This window comes from Nocardioides sp. Z43_10 (assembly GCF_059766615.1).
On the sequence record NZ_JCBAJY010000001.1, the window covers coordinates 201,154 to 215,314 of the forward strand.

Annotated in this window: 9 protein-coding genes; all 9 read right to left on the reverse strand. The window is 75.6% G+C overall.

Features of this window, described 5'->3' with window-relative positions:
* Positions 1-4: 4 nt before the first annotated feature.
* The 9 genes from AC6EI4_RS01020 to AC6EI4_RS01060 all read right to left on the reverse strand — a co-directional run bounded on the left by AC6EI4_RS01020 (position 5) and on the right by AC6EI4_RS01060 (position 13,997).
* Positions 5-655 (reverse strand): ACT domain-containing protein, encoded by a 651-nt coding sequence (locus AC6EI4_RS01020; protein WP_498420571.1) that lies wholly within the window; start codon positions 653-655, stop codon positions 5-7.
* Between the two features lie 151 nt (positions 656-806).
* The gene (gene recD, locus AC6EI4_RS01025; protein ID WP_498420570.1) at positions 807-2,615 is read right to left on the reverse strand and encodes an exodeoxyribonuclease V subunit alpha; all 1,809 of its coding nucleotides are present in this window, start codon (positions 2,613-2,615) and stop codon (positions 807-809) included.
* Complete coding sequence (locus tag AC6EI4_RS01030; protein WP_498450298.1) at positions 2,612-6,124, reverse strand: UvrD-helicase domain-containing protein; 3,513 nt, start codon at positions 6,122-6,124, stop codon at positions 2,612-2,614. Before AC6EI4_RS01030 ends, recD begins: the two co-directional genes overlap by 4 nt.
* Positions 6,105-6,434 (reverse strand): hypothetical protein, encoded by a 330-nt coding sequence (locus AC6EI4_RS01035; protein ID WP_498420567.1) that lies wholly within the window; start codon positions 6,432-6,434, stop codon positions 6,105-6,107. Before AC6EI4_RS01035 ends, AC6EI4_RS01030 begins: the two co-directional genes overlap by 20 nt.
* 24 nt (positions 6,435-6,458) lie before the next feature.
* Positions 6,459-9,854, reverse strand: a complete 3,396-nt coding sequence (recC, locus tag AC6EI4_RS01040) for an exodeoxyribonuclease V subunit gamma (RefSeq protein WP_498450299.1) — start codon at positions 9,852-9,854, stop codon at positions 6,459-6,461.
* Between the two features lie 54 nt (positions 9,855-9,908).
* Complete coding sequence (locus AC6EI4_RS01045; protein WP_498450300.1) at positions 9,909-10,454, reverse strand: hypothetical protein; 546 nt, start codon at positions 10,452-10,454, stop codon at positions 9,909-9,911.
* Between the two features lie 174 nt (positions 10,455-10,628).
* A complete protein-coding gene (locus AC6EI4_RS01050) occupies positions 10,629-11,816 on the reverse strand; it encodes a zinc-dependent alcohol dehydrogenase (protein ID WP_498450301.1) in 1,188 nt (395 codons plus the stop codon).
* A gap of 124 nt (positions 11,817-11,940) precedes the next feature.
* Entirely contained in the window at positions 11,941-13,545 is a 1,605-nt protein-coding gene (locus AC6EI4_RS01055; protein WP_498450302.1) for a phytoene desaturase family protein, read from the reverse strand.
* Positions 13,545-13,997 (reverse strand): SRPBCC family protein, encoded by a 453-nt coding sequence (locus AC6EI4_RS01060; RefSeq protein ID WP_498420558.1) that lies wholly within the window; start codon positions 13,995-13,997, stop codon positions 13,545-13,547. The genes AC6EI4_RS01055 and AC6EI4_RS01060 overlap by 1 nt, the downstream gene beginning before the upstream one ends.
* Positions 13,998-14,161: the final 164 nt, after the last annotated feature.

Below are 14,161 nucleotides of genomic sequence, written 5' to 3' on the forward strand. Positions count from 1 at the left end.
GCCCTTAGGCGCCGGCGGTGTCCGAGGCGCGGCTGATCGAGAGCGCGAGCGCGACCAGGTGGTCGAGGCGCGCGAGCTCGGAGTCGAGGAACTCCGGTCCGCCCCGACGACCCACGACGACGATCTCCCCACCGGTCACCGGCACCGCGACGAGCTCGGTGACGTCGTCGATCGACTCCAGCCGAGCGGCCCGCTCGACGCTGATCCAGCCCAGGTCCTCGGGAGCCGCCCCGGTGGCATGCACGATCGTGCCGCGCTCGGTCCCGTCCGCGCCGGCCTGGCGACGCACCCGTGCCCCCCAGTCGGCGCGGAAGGTCACCGGCAGCAGGTCGACGACCCGGTCCAGCGCCTGGTCGGGGTGCGCGGTGAGCTCCTCGACCGCCTCGAGGTCGAGGAAGAGGTTGCTCCCGGCCGCGTAGCGGCTGATCCAGAGCACCTGGACGCCGTCGAGGGCGTTGCAGGCGGACACGATCGAGTCGGGCATCGTGCCCTGGGCGATCTCGAGCAGCACGTCGTCGACGGCGGTGCCCTCGTCGTGGCGGTGCTCGACGATCTCGATGGCGTCGATGTCGCCTCCGGCCTCGCCGATCGCCGAGGCGACGCGGCCCAGCGAGCCGGGGACGTCGGGGAGCTCCACCCGCAACAGGAAGGGCATGGGCATTGGCTCCTTGGTCGAGGAGGGCCGACACTAGCGGGCGCGTGTTGCCCGCAGGTTTCGGTCCACGGGAACCGCCGCCTGCTCGACCCCACGGCCCACTATGCCAAATCCCGGGGCCCGGAGACGGGCTTTGACCGAGCGCGTGGACTCAGGACGATGCGAGCCGCTGGGCCAGCCCGCTGGCCCGCTGCACCTGGCGCCCGACCGCGGCACGCACGTCGGCCTCGGTGCCGACCACGCGCACCTTCTGCTCGGCCCGGGTCACGGCCGTGTAGAGCAGCTCGCGGGTCAGCAGCCGCGAGTCGGCGTCGGGCAGCAGCACCGTCACCTCGCGGGCCTGGCTGCCCTGGCTCTTGTGGATCGTCATCGCGTGCATGGTCTCGACGTCACCGAGCCGGGTGGGCGCCAGGTCGAGGGCCCCGGCCGGCGCGGAGACCAGGACCCGGGGGGTGCCGTCCGCGCCCCGCAGGACGACGCCGGTGTCGCCGTTGTAGACGTCGAGCGCGTGGTCGTTGGCGGTGACCAGCAGCGGCCGACCGAGGTACATCGGGGCGCGCAGCGGGTCACCGGTCGCCTCGCTGATCCACTGCTCGACGCGCCGGTTCCAGGTCTGCACCCCGGAGGGGCCGTGCCGGTGCGCGCACAGGAACCGGTGCCCGGCGAGCGCGGCCAGCGCGGCCGGCGCGTCCCCGGCCTCGGCGGCGGCCCGCAGCGCCAGCGCCGGCCCCAGCAGCACCCGGTGCAGCGGCTCGGCCGGCTCGGCGGTCTCCAGGAACTCGACGCCCTCGCCCCCGGCCCGCAGCACCTCCAGGACGAGGTCGGCGTCGCCCGAGCGCAGCGCCGAGGCGAGCCGGCCGATGTCGCTGCCGAAGCGGTGCGCGGTGGTCAGCGCGGTCACGCTCCCGGCGCCGCGGCGGCGCAGCCCGCCGACCAGGTCGGCGAGGACCGCGCCGGCCTCCACCGACGCGAGCTGGTCGGGGTCGCCCACCACCACCAGCCGCGCGTCGGGCCGCACCGCCTCGACCAGCCGGGCCATCAGGGTCAGCGACACCATGGAGGCCTCGTCGACCACGACCACGTCGTGCGGCAGCCGGTTGCCGCGGTGGTGGCGGAAGCGGGTGCCGTTGTCGGGCAGGGTGCCCAGCAGCCGGTGCATGGTGGTGGCCCGCAGCGTGCCGTCCGCGGAGGCGCTGGCGCGCAGCCGCTCACGGTCCGCCGCCGGCAGCCCTGCGGCGGCGTACGCCACGGCCTCCTGCAGGCGGGCCGCGGCCTTGCCGGTGGGCGCGGTCAGCGCCACCCGCATCCGGCGGCTGCCGTGCCCGCCCGACCCGGCCCCGGTCTCGGCCTGCTCGGCGAGCAGCGCCAGGAGCCTAGCCACGGTGGTCGTCTTGCCGGTGCCCGGGCCGCCGGTGAGGACCGTCGTCCACCGTCTGGCCGCCTGCTGGGAGGCGGCGCGCTGCTCGGTGTCGCTCTCGTGCGGGAAGATCCTCGCCAGGCCCTGGGTCAGCACCGGCTCGTCGACCGCGGGCGGCGGCTGCACCAGGCGCGCGGCGAGGTCGGCGGCGAGCGTGGACTCCTGCTGGTGGTAGCGGTCGAGGTAGAGCAGGCCGAACTCGTGGCGCAGCACCCCGGTGGCCACCAGCGGGCTGCGCTCGATCGCGGCGTCCCACTCCTGCGGGTCGGGCCAGGTGAGCCCCTCGGGCAGTACCGGGACCAGGTCGGTGACGAGGTCCAGACGCACGCACACCGAGCCGTGCCGCACCGCGCGGGTGGCCAGCGCCAGCGCCAGCTGGACGCGCTCGTCGGCCTCCCCGGCGAGCAGGCAGAGCCGTCGGGCGACGTGGACGTCGGCGGCGGTCAGCACCCCGGCATGGTTGAAGCGCGCCAGGAGCCCGTCGGGGGTGCCCAACGCGAGCCGGCGGTCGTGGGCGTCGACCGGCTCGAACAGCTCGGTCATCGGTGGCCTCCCGTGGCTGACCCGCCGAGGCGGCCGTCGAGCAGGTCGGAGAGCTCCTCGACGAGGGCCAGCGGCGGGCGCCAGGAGAACACCCCACAGGGGTGCTCGCCGACCTTCGGGGTCTTCGGACCGCACATCCCGCGCAGGTACAGGTAGAGCACCCCGCCGAGGTGCTGCGCGGGCTCGTAGTCGGCCAGGCGCCAGCGCAGGTAGCGGTGCAGGACCACCGCGTAGAGCAGGGCCTGGAGGGGGTAGTCGGAGTGCCCCATCGCCGCGGCCAGGCGGTCCGGGGCGTAGTCGCCGGCGCTCAGCGCCGGCGCGCTCGCGTCGCCGATCGGCGGGCCGAGCCAGTTGGTCTTGTAGTCGACCACGAGGAACCGCAGGTCCTCACCCGCGCCCAGGCGCAGCACGACGTCCACGGAGCCGGTCAGGTACCCGCGCAGGTCCTGGCCCCCGAGCGCCTCGTCGGCGAGCGCGTCGGCGTACGGCAGCAGCGGGTCGTCGGCGGCGAGGTGGCGACGCAGCAGCGGCGCGATGTCACCGAGCCGGACCCGGGCCGCGCGCTCGGAGCCGGGCAGGTCCCCGCCTGCGAGCGGCAGCTCGAACTCCATCTCGCGCAGTCGGTCGCGCAGGGGCACCGAGCGCAGCGTCGCGTCACCGGCGAGCGGTCCCAGCGGGCTCTCGCAGACCGCGACCAGCGCATCGGCCAGCGCCTCGCGGTCGACGTCGACCGGCCAACGGACCAGCTGCTCCTCGACGTGGCCGAGCAGCTCGGCACGCAGGTCCGCGGCGTCGGGATCGGCGTGCTCGAGGACCGCGTGCACCAGTGAGCCGAACGTCGCCCCGACCGGCAGCGCCGCCATCGGCGAGACCAGGTCCAGGCCCTCGGCACCGGGCGGGTCGGCGGCCTGCGGCTCGGCGGCCGGCACCTCGCGCGGCGAGGCGGGCTCGTCGTCCTGGCGGGGCATCTCCTCGGGCTCGCTGCCCACGCCGGCCAAGGGGGCCTCCGTCCGCCCCTCGGCGGCTGCCGCAGCGGCCGCGGACAGGGCGGAGTAGGAGGTGCGTCGCCAGCGGACGTCGACCTCGCGCCCGAAGGTGCGCGCGGCCAGCGGGCTGGTGTCGGCGGTGAGCTCGGCGGCGGGCAGCGGTGCCGGCTCCGCGGTCTCGAAGACCGGCCCGCCGTTGCGCTCCCAGGCCGCGAACCAGGTCGCCGCGGTGTCGTCGTCGGGAAGGTCGTGCGCCTCGGGGACCTCGGCCACCCCGGGGCCGCGACCGAGCAGGAGCCGGTGCAGCGCCGAGGCCTTGGCGTTCGTGGCCGGCGCCCACCAGGCCACCACCTGCGACTGCGCGCGCGTCAGCGCGACGTACAGCAGCCGCAGCGACTCTCCGGCGTCCTCGTCGCGGTGCCTGGCCAGCGCCTCACGCCAGCCGCGACCGGTGGGCCCGCCCACGTCGATGGCGCGCCGGGCGGAGCCGCCGTCGGTGCTCGGCAGGTGGAAGAGCGGGACCGCCGGCTCGCTGACCCAGCGGTCGCCGACGAAGGGCAGGTAGACGACCGGGTACTGCAGGCCCTTGCTGCCGTGGATCGTGACCAGCTGGACGGCCTCGGCGTCGCTGTCGAGACGCCGGGTCCGCTCGGAGGCGACCAGGACACGGTCCTCGGCCATCTGCTCGCGCAGCCAGGTCAGCAGTGCGACCAGCCCCATCCGCTGCGCCAGCGCGGCCTCGTGCAGCGCCTGGCCGACGTGGCGCAGGTCGGTGAGGTGGCGCTCGCCGTCGACGCGGCTCAGCACCCGGGCGGTCAGCCCCTCGGCGACCGCCGTCTCCAGCACCGCGGCGACCCCGCGCAGGCCCAGCAGCACCGCCCACTCGCGCATGGTGGAGGCCACCCGGTCGGTCAGGGCGTCCCCCTCGGCGTCGAGCTCGACGGCGCGGTGACCCACGAACGAGGTGAGCGCCGCGCTGCGGACCCGCACCGCGCGGTGCGGCTGCTCCATCGCCTCGAGCAGGCGCAGCCACTCGGTCGCCGCGGGGGTGGTGAAGACGCTGCCGCCGCCGGCGACCACGGCCGGCACGCCCACCGCCGCGAGGGCCTCGCGCACCACGGCCAGGTTGCGGCCGGTGTGGGCCAGCACCGCCACGTCGCGCGGGCACAGCGCCCTGCCCTCGAACCTCGCCCCGGAGGTCAGCAGTCGCTTGATGTCATGGGCGACGTCGCGGCCGATCAGCTCGCGGACCTCGGGCATCCGCAGCGCGCTGCGTCCCCGGCGGCCCAGCTGCTCGCGACGTACGACGCGCAGCCGGAACGGGGCGGCGACCGGCGCGCCGGTGAGCCGCGAGCCGGCGTTCTCGGCGTCCACCGGGCGCACCACGATGTCCTCGTCGCCCAGCGCCGCGCCGCGCAGCACGACCTGCAGGGAGTCGACCAGCGGCTGGTCCGAGCGCCAGTTGGTGGCCAGCGTCTTGCGGGTCGACGCCGAAGCGGCCGCGGCCAGGTAGGTCACCACGTCGCCGCCGCGGAAGGCGTAGATCGCCTGCTTGGGGTCGCCGATCAGCACCATCGCGGCGTGCCCGGTGAAGGCCCGGTCCAGGACCTGCCACTGCACCGGGTCGGTGTCCTGGAACTCGTCGACCAGCACCACCTTCCAGCGCTGCCGCATCCGCTCGCGCGCCGGCGCGTCCTGCTCGTGCAGCGCGACGGCGAGCTGGGAGAGCAGGTCGTCGTAGCTGAGCACGCCCAGGCGGCGCTTGCGGCGCTCCATCTCCGCGCGCACGGCGCGCACGAAGGCCACCCGCCGCCCGGCCACGGTGTCGGGCGCCTCGGCGGCCGGGGCCAGCTCGGCCTGCGGGTCGGCGACCGCCGCGCGGGCCAGCGCCAGTCCCTCGGCGCGGGTGAACGCGGGCGAGTCGTCGTCGGCGAACCCGCGCAGGTAGAGGTCGTCGACCACCTCGACCAGCAGCTCGTCGAGGTCCTCAACCAGCCGGGCGCCGGCGTCGGTGTCGCCGGCGACGCCGAGGCTGCGCAGGACCAGCTGGCAGAACTGGTGGGTGGTGGCGATGGTGGCGGCGTCGAAGGAGGCCAGCGCCTCGCGCACCCGGCGCAGCCGGCTGTCCAGCTCGTCGGCCTCGGCGTCGAGCAGCAGCTCCACGACCGCGCTCGGACGGGTCTGCGCGGGCGCCCCGAGCTCGGGGTGCAGCCGCGCGGACAGCGCCTGCTCGAGCTCGACGAGCTGGTCGCGGACCCGCTCGCGCAGCTCCTGGCTGGCGGCGCGCCCGAAGGTCACCACCAGCATCTCCTCGAGCCGGGCCGCGCCCTCGGCGACGAACCGGGCGACCAGGGCGCCGATGGTCCAGGTCTTGCCGGTGCCGGCGCTGGCCTCCAGCAGCGTGGTGCCGACGCGCGGCAGGGGGTCGGTGATCGAGAACGTGCCGGGGCCGGCGGGGCTGGGCGGCTCCGGGCTGGGCGGCTCCGGGCTGGGCGGCTCCGAGCTAGGCGACTCCGGGCTCATCGGTGATCCCCCAGCGCTCGACGAACTCCGCGGGGCTCAGCGTGCGCAGCTGCTCGCGCACGTGCTCGAGCAGTTGGGCCGCGCTCTCCTCGGACTCGGCGTCCATCCGCAGCACCTCGGCGCGGTCCGTGCGGCGCCGCACGACGAGCTCCCCGATGCTGGGCAGGCCGAGGAATCCTCCGGTCAAGCTGCTGAGCGCCAGCCAGCCCAGCGTGGTCACCCGGCGCAGTCCCTGGCGCACGTGGGCCTCGAGAGTCACCTCGTAGCGCGTGTCGGCCGTCAACCCGTCCTGCGTCTCCCCTGCTGCCATGACGACAGCCTAGGGTCCGCCCGCTCACAGCGGTCCCACCCGTTCGCCGCCCTCCATCAGCGGTCCCCAGATGCGCCAGGCGTACTGGCCCAGCCGGCTGGGCTCGTCGTTCCAGCGCTCCTCGGCACCCGGCGGGTCGAGCAGGCAGCGCAGCGGCGCCCGCTCGCCCCACACCTGGACGTGCGGCGGGTCGTCCTGCTCGCCGGGGACCGGGCTGCGGTCGCTGCTGTCCCACTCCCGGGCGGCGAGCGCGACCGGGTCGGCGTCGTCGCCCATCCGCTGGCGCCGCACCCCCTCGGCGTACGCCGCCGCGGTGCGCAGCGGCAGCGGCAGCGGCTCGCGCATCCCGCGGTCGTAGACGTCGACGAGCTCGCGCAGCCAGGTCAGCGCCCGCTCGTCGAGCGGCCCGGACAGCGCCCGCGACGGCCCGGCCCGGCCGCGGCCCACGGCGTGTCCGGTCCAGCTCTCGTCGGGGTGCCCGGCGCTGAGCGCGAGCAGGTCGACCCACGAGGTGAGGCGCTGCTTGGCGCGCAGTGAGGAGTAGCTGACGACCACCCGCCGGTTGCCGATCACCGAGCCGACGGTGCCGGTCAGCCGGCGCCCGTCCCCGAGGTCGACGTCGACGTCGAGGGTGCGCGGCGTGCCGGCACGCAGGTGCTCGGTCTGCTCGACGAGCTTGCGGACCTCGGTGCCCACCTCGCCGAGCGTGCGCGCGCCCAGCTGGCCCGGCGGGAGCAGTCCGCGCAGCTGCTCGGCCTGCATGCTGGAGCGGGGATCCATGCCGGCCAGGATGTCGGCGAGCAGCCGGTCGCCCACCGCCCAGCGCTCCAGGCCGTCCAGCGCGATCGGGATGGCGTCGTGGACCTCCTCGGCCTCCAGCGGCGCGGTGATCTCCAGGCGGCTGCGCAGGAACGCGCGCACCGGATGGGCCAGGAAGCGCTGCAGGTCGGCCAGTGCGACGTCGCCGGGCGCGCGGGCGGGCAGCGGCTCGCTCAGCAGCGGGCCGACCTCGATGCGCGGTCGTCGCGACGCCTCGGCCCCCGCGCAGGCGGCGCGGTCGAAGCTGAACGGCTCGGGGGTGCCGAGCGCCCCGGGCACCAGGTTGCGCGGGTCGAAGGGCTGCAGGGGGTGGCGGACCACCACGTCGAGCGGCGTCCCGGTGCCGGAGACGGCCGTGGCGTGGACGGCGTCGACGAGCTCCCCGAGCGGTACGGCGGGCGGCCGGCGCGCCCCGCTGTGCTCGTTGGCCCCGGTGTAGGTGACCACGAGCCGGTCGGTGGCGGCCATCACCGCGTCGAGGAGGAGCTGGCGGTCCTCGCTGCGGGCGTCGCGCTCCCCGGTCAGGGGCCGGCGCCCCAGCACGTCGTCGCCGTCGACGGCGCCGGTGCGCGGGAAGACCCCGTCGTCGAGCCCGACCAGGCAGACCACCCGGTGCGGCACCGAGCGCATCGGCACCATCGTGCAGACGGTGAGGGTGCCGGTGCGGAAGTTCGCCCGGGTGGGGCGCCCCGCCAGCCGCCGCTCGAGCAGGGCGCGCACATCGGCCAGGCCCAGGGTGGCACCGGAGCCGTCTGCGCCGCCGCCGTGCGCCCGGGCGGCTTCGGCGGTGCGCGCGAGCTCGCGCTCGAGTTGGGTGACCTGCCAGCGGTCGTCGGGCGGCACGTCGGTGAGCCCCGCCACGGCCTCGCCGAGCGCGGTCATCCACTCGGTGACCGGTCCGGAGGCCAGCAGCCGGCGCAGCGCGGCGTCGAGCCGGTCGATCATCTCCGCGAACCGGCCGGCCAGGTCGATGTCGTTGCTGGCCACGTCGTCGACCGGCAGCGCGCTCGCGAGCCAGCGGTGCTCGTCCTCGGCCATGGCGACGCCGAGCAGCACCCGGTCCAGCCCGGCGCGCCAGGTGTTCTGCCCGAACCGGGCGAGCCGGAAGGCGCCACGGTGGGTCGCGTCGAGGCCCCAGCGGACCCCGGCCTGCTCGACCCAGCGGCCCAGCCGGGCCAGCTCGTCGTCGTCGAAGCCGAACCGGCGCCGCACCGGCTCGGCCGCCGCCAGGTCGAGGACCTCGGTGGCGGTGACCCGGCCGCCGGCGAGCTCGACGAGCCGTCCGGCGACCGAGAGCAGCGGGTTCGTGCTGGTCAGGGCGCGGTCGGCCAGCCGCACCCGCAGCCGGTGAGCGGGGTGGCCCGCACTGCCGGCCACCACGTCGCCGAGCCCGAACCCGGCCTGCACCAGCGGCGCGTAGGTCTCGATGTCGGGGCACATCACCAGGATGTCGCGCGGCTCCAGCGTCGGGTCGTCGGCGAGCAGCCCGACCAGCACCTCGCGCAGCACGTCGATCTGGCGCGCGGAGCCGTGGCAGGCGTGCACCTGCACCGAGCGGTCCTCGGGGGCCACCACCCGGCCGGCGCGGGTGCGCGCGTCGGGAAGCCGGTTGGCGCGCAGGTCCCCCTGCAGCCAGCCCAGCAGCGTCGCCGGCTCGGTGGCGCTGCGCGCCACCGGCTCGTCGCTCGCGCCGGTCGCGGCCAGGGCACGCTGCAGCTCGCGGGCGTCGCGGCCCAGCGAGGCCAGCAGCGGGTGCCGCACGGCCTCGACGGTGTCGTCGTCGTGGCGCGGCACGGACCCCGGCGCGCCGGCGAGGACCGGCGCCAGCTCCTCCCACAGGGTGGTCGAGGCCTGCGGCAGCCAGAGGTGCACGTCGCGCAGGGCACCCAGGGCGTCGAGCAGCTCGACCTCGGTGGCCGGGAGCCGGGTGTGCCCGAAGAGCGAGAGCCGAGGCGGCAGGTCCAGTCCGTCGCCGCCGGCGCGGAGCCGGTCCAGGGTGCGGGCGTGGCGCACGTCGGGCGGGTCGGCGTCGACCCGCTCGAGGACCCGGCGCAGGAGCTCGGGCTGCCAGGCGAGGTCGTGGTCGAGGCGGCCGCCGGCCGCGTCGGTGTCGTCCCCGGCACGCCAGGCGGCGACCAGACCCGGGCGCTGCACGGCGTACGACGCGAAGAGGCCGGCCAGGCGGCGCGCCACCGACCACCGCCGGTTGCGGCGCAGGGCGGCCTCCTCCCCGTCCAGTCCGTGGCCGAGGTGGGCCGCCAGCGTGGAGCACCATGGCTCGCCGAGGCTCGCGTCGATTGCCTCGAGCACCGGCCAGACCAGCCGTTCGGGGTCCCAGGGGTCGTCGCGGTCCACCCCGAGCAGCAGCGCCACCAGCGAGTGCGGGGTGAGGAAGCGCACCCCCGCGCAGACGCCGTCGCCGCCGCCGGGTCCGGCCCCGAGCCGGTGCGAGAGCCGCTGGGTGAGCCAGCGCTCGACGCCGCGGGCCGGCACGACCACGACTTCCTCGGCGAACGGATCCGACAGCGGCCGCGCCAGCAGGTCGCCGAGCGCGTCGGCGAGCTGGTCGGTGCGCGGTGCGCGGTGGATCCGCAGAGTCACCGCGGCAGCATCGCACGCGCCGCCGACACCCGCCGCCCTACCCTCGGCTCGGCCTCAGCCGTGCCGGACCCACGGCGAGGGGGTGCGGACTCCCGGCGCCCAGTCCTGGCCGACGCCGGCCCGGCGCATCCGCACGGTCACCGCCACGGTGCGCGGCTCGCCCAGGCAGGCGCGGGGCACGCGGATGGCGACGTCGGTGTCGGCGTAGACGTCGGCCCGGGCACTGAGCCGCGGGCAGGCGACCTGACGCCCCCGCCCGGCGTACCCCTGGACGCGGTCGAGGCGGATGCCCCCGGAGTTGGGGATCACGGTGACCCGGTGGCTCGGCGCCCCGGAGTCGCGGCGGGTGTGGATCCAGAAGGTGTAGCGGTCCTCGAGGGAGAGCCGGCGGGCGTGGGCGACGGTGACGTTGAGGGCGGTGGCGTGGTTGACGCGGACCCGGGTGATGTCGGCGCCCGGGTCGCCGGCCGGGTCCGTGAGCGTGGCGGTCGCGGCCCCTGCGGCGGGACCACCGACGGTCAGGGCCACCAGCGTGGCGGGGACCGTCGCCAGCGCGGTGAGCGCGGCACGCAGTCGGGTGCCTCGAGCGTGGGGCCTCATGTCTTCTCCTTCGTCCGACCCTCGGGATCGACCTTGCCCGTCCAGACAGAAACCGCCCCCGGTGGTTCTCCGCTGCGTGAGGGAGCCCCGGGGGCGGTTGGCATCTGGACCCCTCAGTACCCGTTCTGGGGGATCACATGCGCTGTAGAGCGAGAAATTCCCGCGAAACCCTTGTCAGGGCTGGAACACCACCTTCACCATGCCCTCCTCCTTCTTCTGGAAGTGCGCGTAGGCCGACGGGGCCTCCTCGAGCGGCAGGTGGTGGGTGGCGAAGGCGTCGACGCCCAGCGGGTCGTCGTCGGTGAGCAGCGGCATCAGCTCGTCGGTCCAGGCGCGGACGTTGGCCTGCCCCATCCGGATCTGCACCTGCTTGTCGAAGAGCTGCATCATCGGGATCGGGTCCATCGCGCCGCCGTAGACGCCGGAGATGGACACGGTGCCCCCGCGCCGGACGGCGTCGAAGGCGGTGTGCAGCGCGGTCATCCGGTCGACGCCGGCGGTCTTCATCAGCCGTTCGGAGATCGCGTCGGGCAGCATCCCGGTGATCTTCTGCACCGCGGACGCGATCGGCGAGCCGTGCGCCTCCATGCCGACCGCGTCGATGACCGAGTCGGGCCCGCGGCCGCCGGTCAGCTCGCGCACCACCGAGCCGACGCCGCCCACCTTGTGGGCCTCGTCGAAGTCGAGGGTCTCCACCCCGAAGCGCTCCAGACGTGCCAGTCGCTCGGGGATGCGGTCCACCGAGATCACCCGGTGCCCGGCCCTGGCACCCATCCGGGCGGCCATGTCCCCGATCGGCCCGGCGCCCAGCACCAGCAGCGTGCCGCCGTCGGGCACGTCGGCGTACTTCAGGCCCTGCCAGGCGGTCGGGAGCACGTCGGAGAGGAACAGGAAGCGGTCGTCGGCGGGGCCCTCGGGCACCTTCATCGCGGCGAAGTCCGCGTACGGGACGCGCAGGTACTCGGCCTGCCCGCCGGGCACCTGGCCGTAGAGCTTGCTGTAGCCGTAGAAGCTCGCGCCGGTGCCGTGCTCGTGGTTCTGGGTGGTCTCGCACTGGCTCATCAGGTTGCGCTCGCACATCCAGCAGGTGCCGCAGCAGACGTTGAACGGGATCACCACCCGGTCGCCCACGCGCAGGTTCGTGATCGAGGAGCCGACCTCGGCCACGATGCCCATCGGCTCGTGGCCGACCACGTCGCCGGGCTCCATGAACGGGGCCAGCGTCTCGTACAGGTGCAGGTCTGAGCCGCACAGGCCGGTCGAGGTCACCTTGATGATCGCGTCGGTGGGCTCCTCGATGCGCGGGTCGGGGACCTCGATCACGCGGATGTCGTGGACGCCTTGCCAGGTCACTGCCTTCACTGCGAACTCCTCGGCTGTCGAATGGGGGTGCGCCACCTGCGGTACCCGCCCAGGCTCCATGTAACGCGGGGTTATGCCCGCCACCACAGCGTCGTGACGCTGCGGTAGTGGGCATAACCCCGCGTTACAGCGGAGTCGGGGCCGCGGGCGGCGGGGGCGGGGTGGGGCGCGGGCGCAGCCGGCGTACGGCGCGCCGGGGGGCCGAGCCGAGCGCGGCCCGGGCGGCGTTCGCCCCGCAGGCGCCGTGGACGCCGCCGCCGGGGTGGGCGGCGGCCGAGGCGAGGTAGAGGCCCGCGATCGGCGTGGTGGGCCGCCCGGTGCCGGGCACGGGGCGGAAGACCAGCTGCTGCTGGAGCTGGGCGGTGCCGCCGTTGACCGAGCCGCCGACCAGGTTGGCGTCGTGCGCCTCGAGCTCGCGTGGCCCCAGCACCCGGCGCACGAGGGTCGCGTCGGCGAAGCCCGGCGCCAGCTCCTCGAGGCGGCGTTCCATCGCGTCGACGGTACGGCGCACCACCAGGTCGTCGGCTCCGTGCGGGAGGTGGGTGTAGGCCCAGAAGGACTCCGTGCCGGCCGGCGACCGGGTCGCGTCGCTGGTGGTCATCTGCCCGGTGAGCAGGAACGGGCGATCCGAGAGCTGACCGGCCTGAGCCCCGTTGCGCAGCCCGGCCTCGTAGCGGACCATCTCCTCCAGGGAGTCGCCGACGTGCACCGTGCCCGGCGCCACCGACGGGGCCACCCCCCAGGGCACCGGTCGGTCCAGCGCCCAGTCGATCTTGACCGTGCCCGGGTCCCAGGTGAAGCGGCCCATCCGGCGGCGCAGCCGCTCGGGGAGGTCGGCCCACGGCACCAGCGCGCCGTACAGCGAGGTCGCGGCGACGTCGGCGAGCACCGCCCGGGTGGCGTGGTACTCCTCGCCGCCGGCCACCCGGACGCCGGTGGCGCGTCCCTCGTGGACGAGCACCCGCTCCACGCGACTCGCGCAGCGCAGCTCGCCTCCCCGGGCCTCGAAGCGCCGCGCCATCGCCGCGGTCAGCTGGCCGGCGCCGCCCTCGGGCACCGGGAACCCGACATGCTGGGCGAGCATGGTCATCAACCAGCCGAAGCCACCCGAGCCCGCCCCCACCAGCGGGATGTCGGCGTGCAGCGCGTTGCCGGCGATCAGCATCCGGGCCGAACGGCCGCCGAAGCTCTCCCGCACCAGCTCGACCGCCGGGCTCAGCAGCGTGCGCACCAGGTCCAGGCCGCCGACCCGGGGCAGCTTCGCGGCCAGCGGGAGCGCCGCCCGCACCGGCGGGAACGGGCCCAGCAGCGTCCCGACCACGTCGTCGGCGATCCGCGCGAACGTCGCGTACATGTCGAGCCAGGCCTGGCCGTCCCCGCGATGGTCCTCCTCGAGCCCGGCCGCGGTGTCCTCGGCCGAGCGGTGCAGCAGCGCCCACCCGCCGTCGCTGAAGGCGTGGCCCAGCGGTGCCGGCGCGTGCCGCCAGCGCAGTCCGTGCTCCTCGAGACCCAGCCCGGAGATGACCGGGCTCGCGGCTCCCAGCGGGTAGAAGGCGCTGGCGGTGTCGGTGACGAAGCGGGGATCGAGGTCCCGGCTGCTGTGCACGGCGCCGCCCACGCCGGCGGAGGCCTCGAGCAGGAGCACGTGCCACCCGGCGTCGACGAGCAGGTTGGCGGCCGTCAGCCCGTTCGGCCCGGCGCCGACCACGATCGCGTCGTAGGCGGGCATCAGCTGGTCTTCATCCCCGCTTCACGGCCCTCCGCCAGGTAGGCGATGCGCTGCAGCGACTCCCGGTTGCGGGGATGGAGCAGCACGTCCTGCACCGGCGCCGGGGTGATCGCGCCGAGGCCCTCGGTGGCACGCTCGAGCATCGTCACCAGGCAGCCCTCCTGGTGGTCCTCGATCCGCAGGCTGACCACCGCCACCCCCGCGGGCCAGGCGCGCGCCCTCAGGTCCAGGCGGCGACCCGGGTGCACCTCGAGCACCTCGGTGTAGTCGTCGAGGAGCAGCGGCCACAAACCCACCGAGTGGTGGATCCGGCTGCCGAGCTCGGGCCAGTTCTCGTCCACGTCCCGGATGCGGCAGGCGCCCACCACCCACTGCCCGTACACCCAGCCGTCCGTCAGCACCGCCCACACGTGCTCGGGAGTGCACCGCATCACTCGTCGCGTCGTACTCATGAGGGAGGGGTACCCACCGGGGGTCCCCTCAACCGGCCCGCCGCGCGAGTCTCCGGGCGCACCGGGCAGGATGAGTCGAATCAGGAGGGCTGGGTACTGCCTTGTCCGGGCTGGGACGGCGACTGCGACCCGTGCCACGAGCAACGCGCGTCGACCCCGCCCTC

Excerpts from the sequence above, each read along its gene's own strand:
- AC6EI4_RS01030 (WP_498450298.1), bottom strand. The coding sequence starts at position 6,124 with ATGAGCCCGGAGTCGCCTAGCTCGGAGCCGCCCAGCCCGGAGCCGCCC.
- AC6EI4_RS01020 (WP_498420571.1), bottom strand. The coding sequence starts at position 655 with ATGCCCTTCCTGTTGCGGGTGGAGCTCCCCGACGTCCCCGGCTCGCTG.
- AC6EI4_RS01035 (WP_498420567.1), bottom strand. The coding sequence starts at position 6,434 with ATGGCAGCAGGGGAGACGCAGGACGGGTTGACGGCCGACACGCGCTAC.
- recD (WP_498420570.1), bottom strand. The coding sequence starts at position 2,615 with ATGACCGAGCTGTTCGAGCCGGTCGACGCCCACGACCGCCGGCTCGCG.
- AC6EI4_RS01055 (WP_498450302.1), bottom strand. The coding sequence starts at position 13,545 with ATGCCCGCCTACGACGCGATCGTGGTCGGCGCCGGGCCGAACGGGCTG.
- AC6EI4_RS01045 (WP_498450300.1), bottom strand. The coding sequence starts at position 10,454 with ATGAGGCCCCACGCTCGAGGCACCCGACTGCGTGCCGCGCTCACCGCG.
- AC6EI4_RS01060 (WP_498420558.1), bottom strand. The coding sequence starts at position 13,997 with ATGAGTACGACGCGACGAGTGATGCGGTGCACTCCCGAGCACGTGTGG.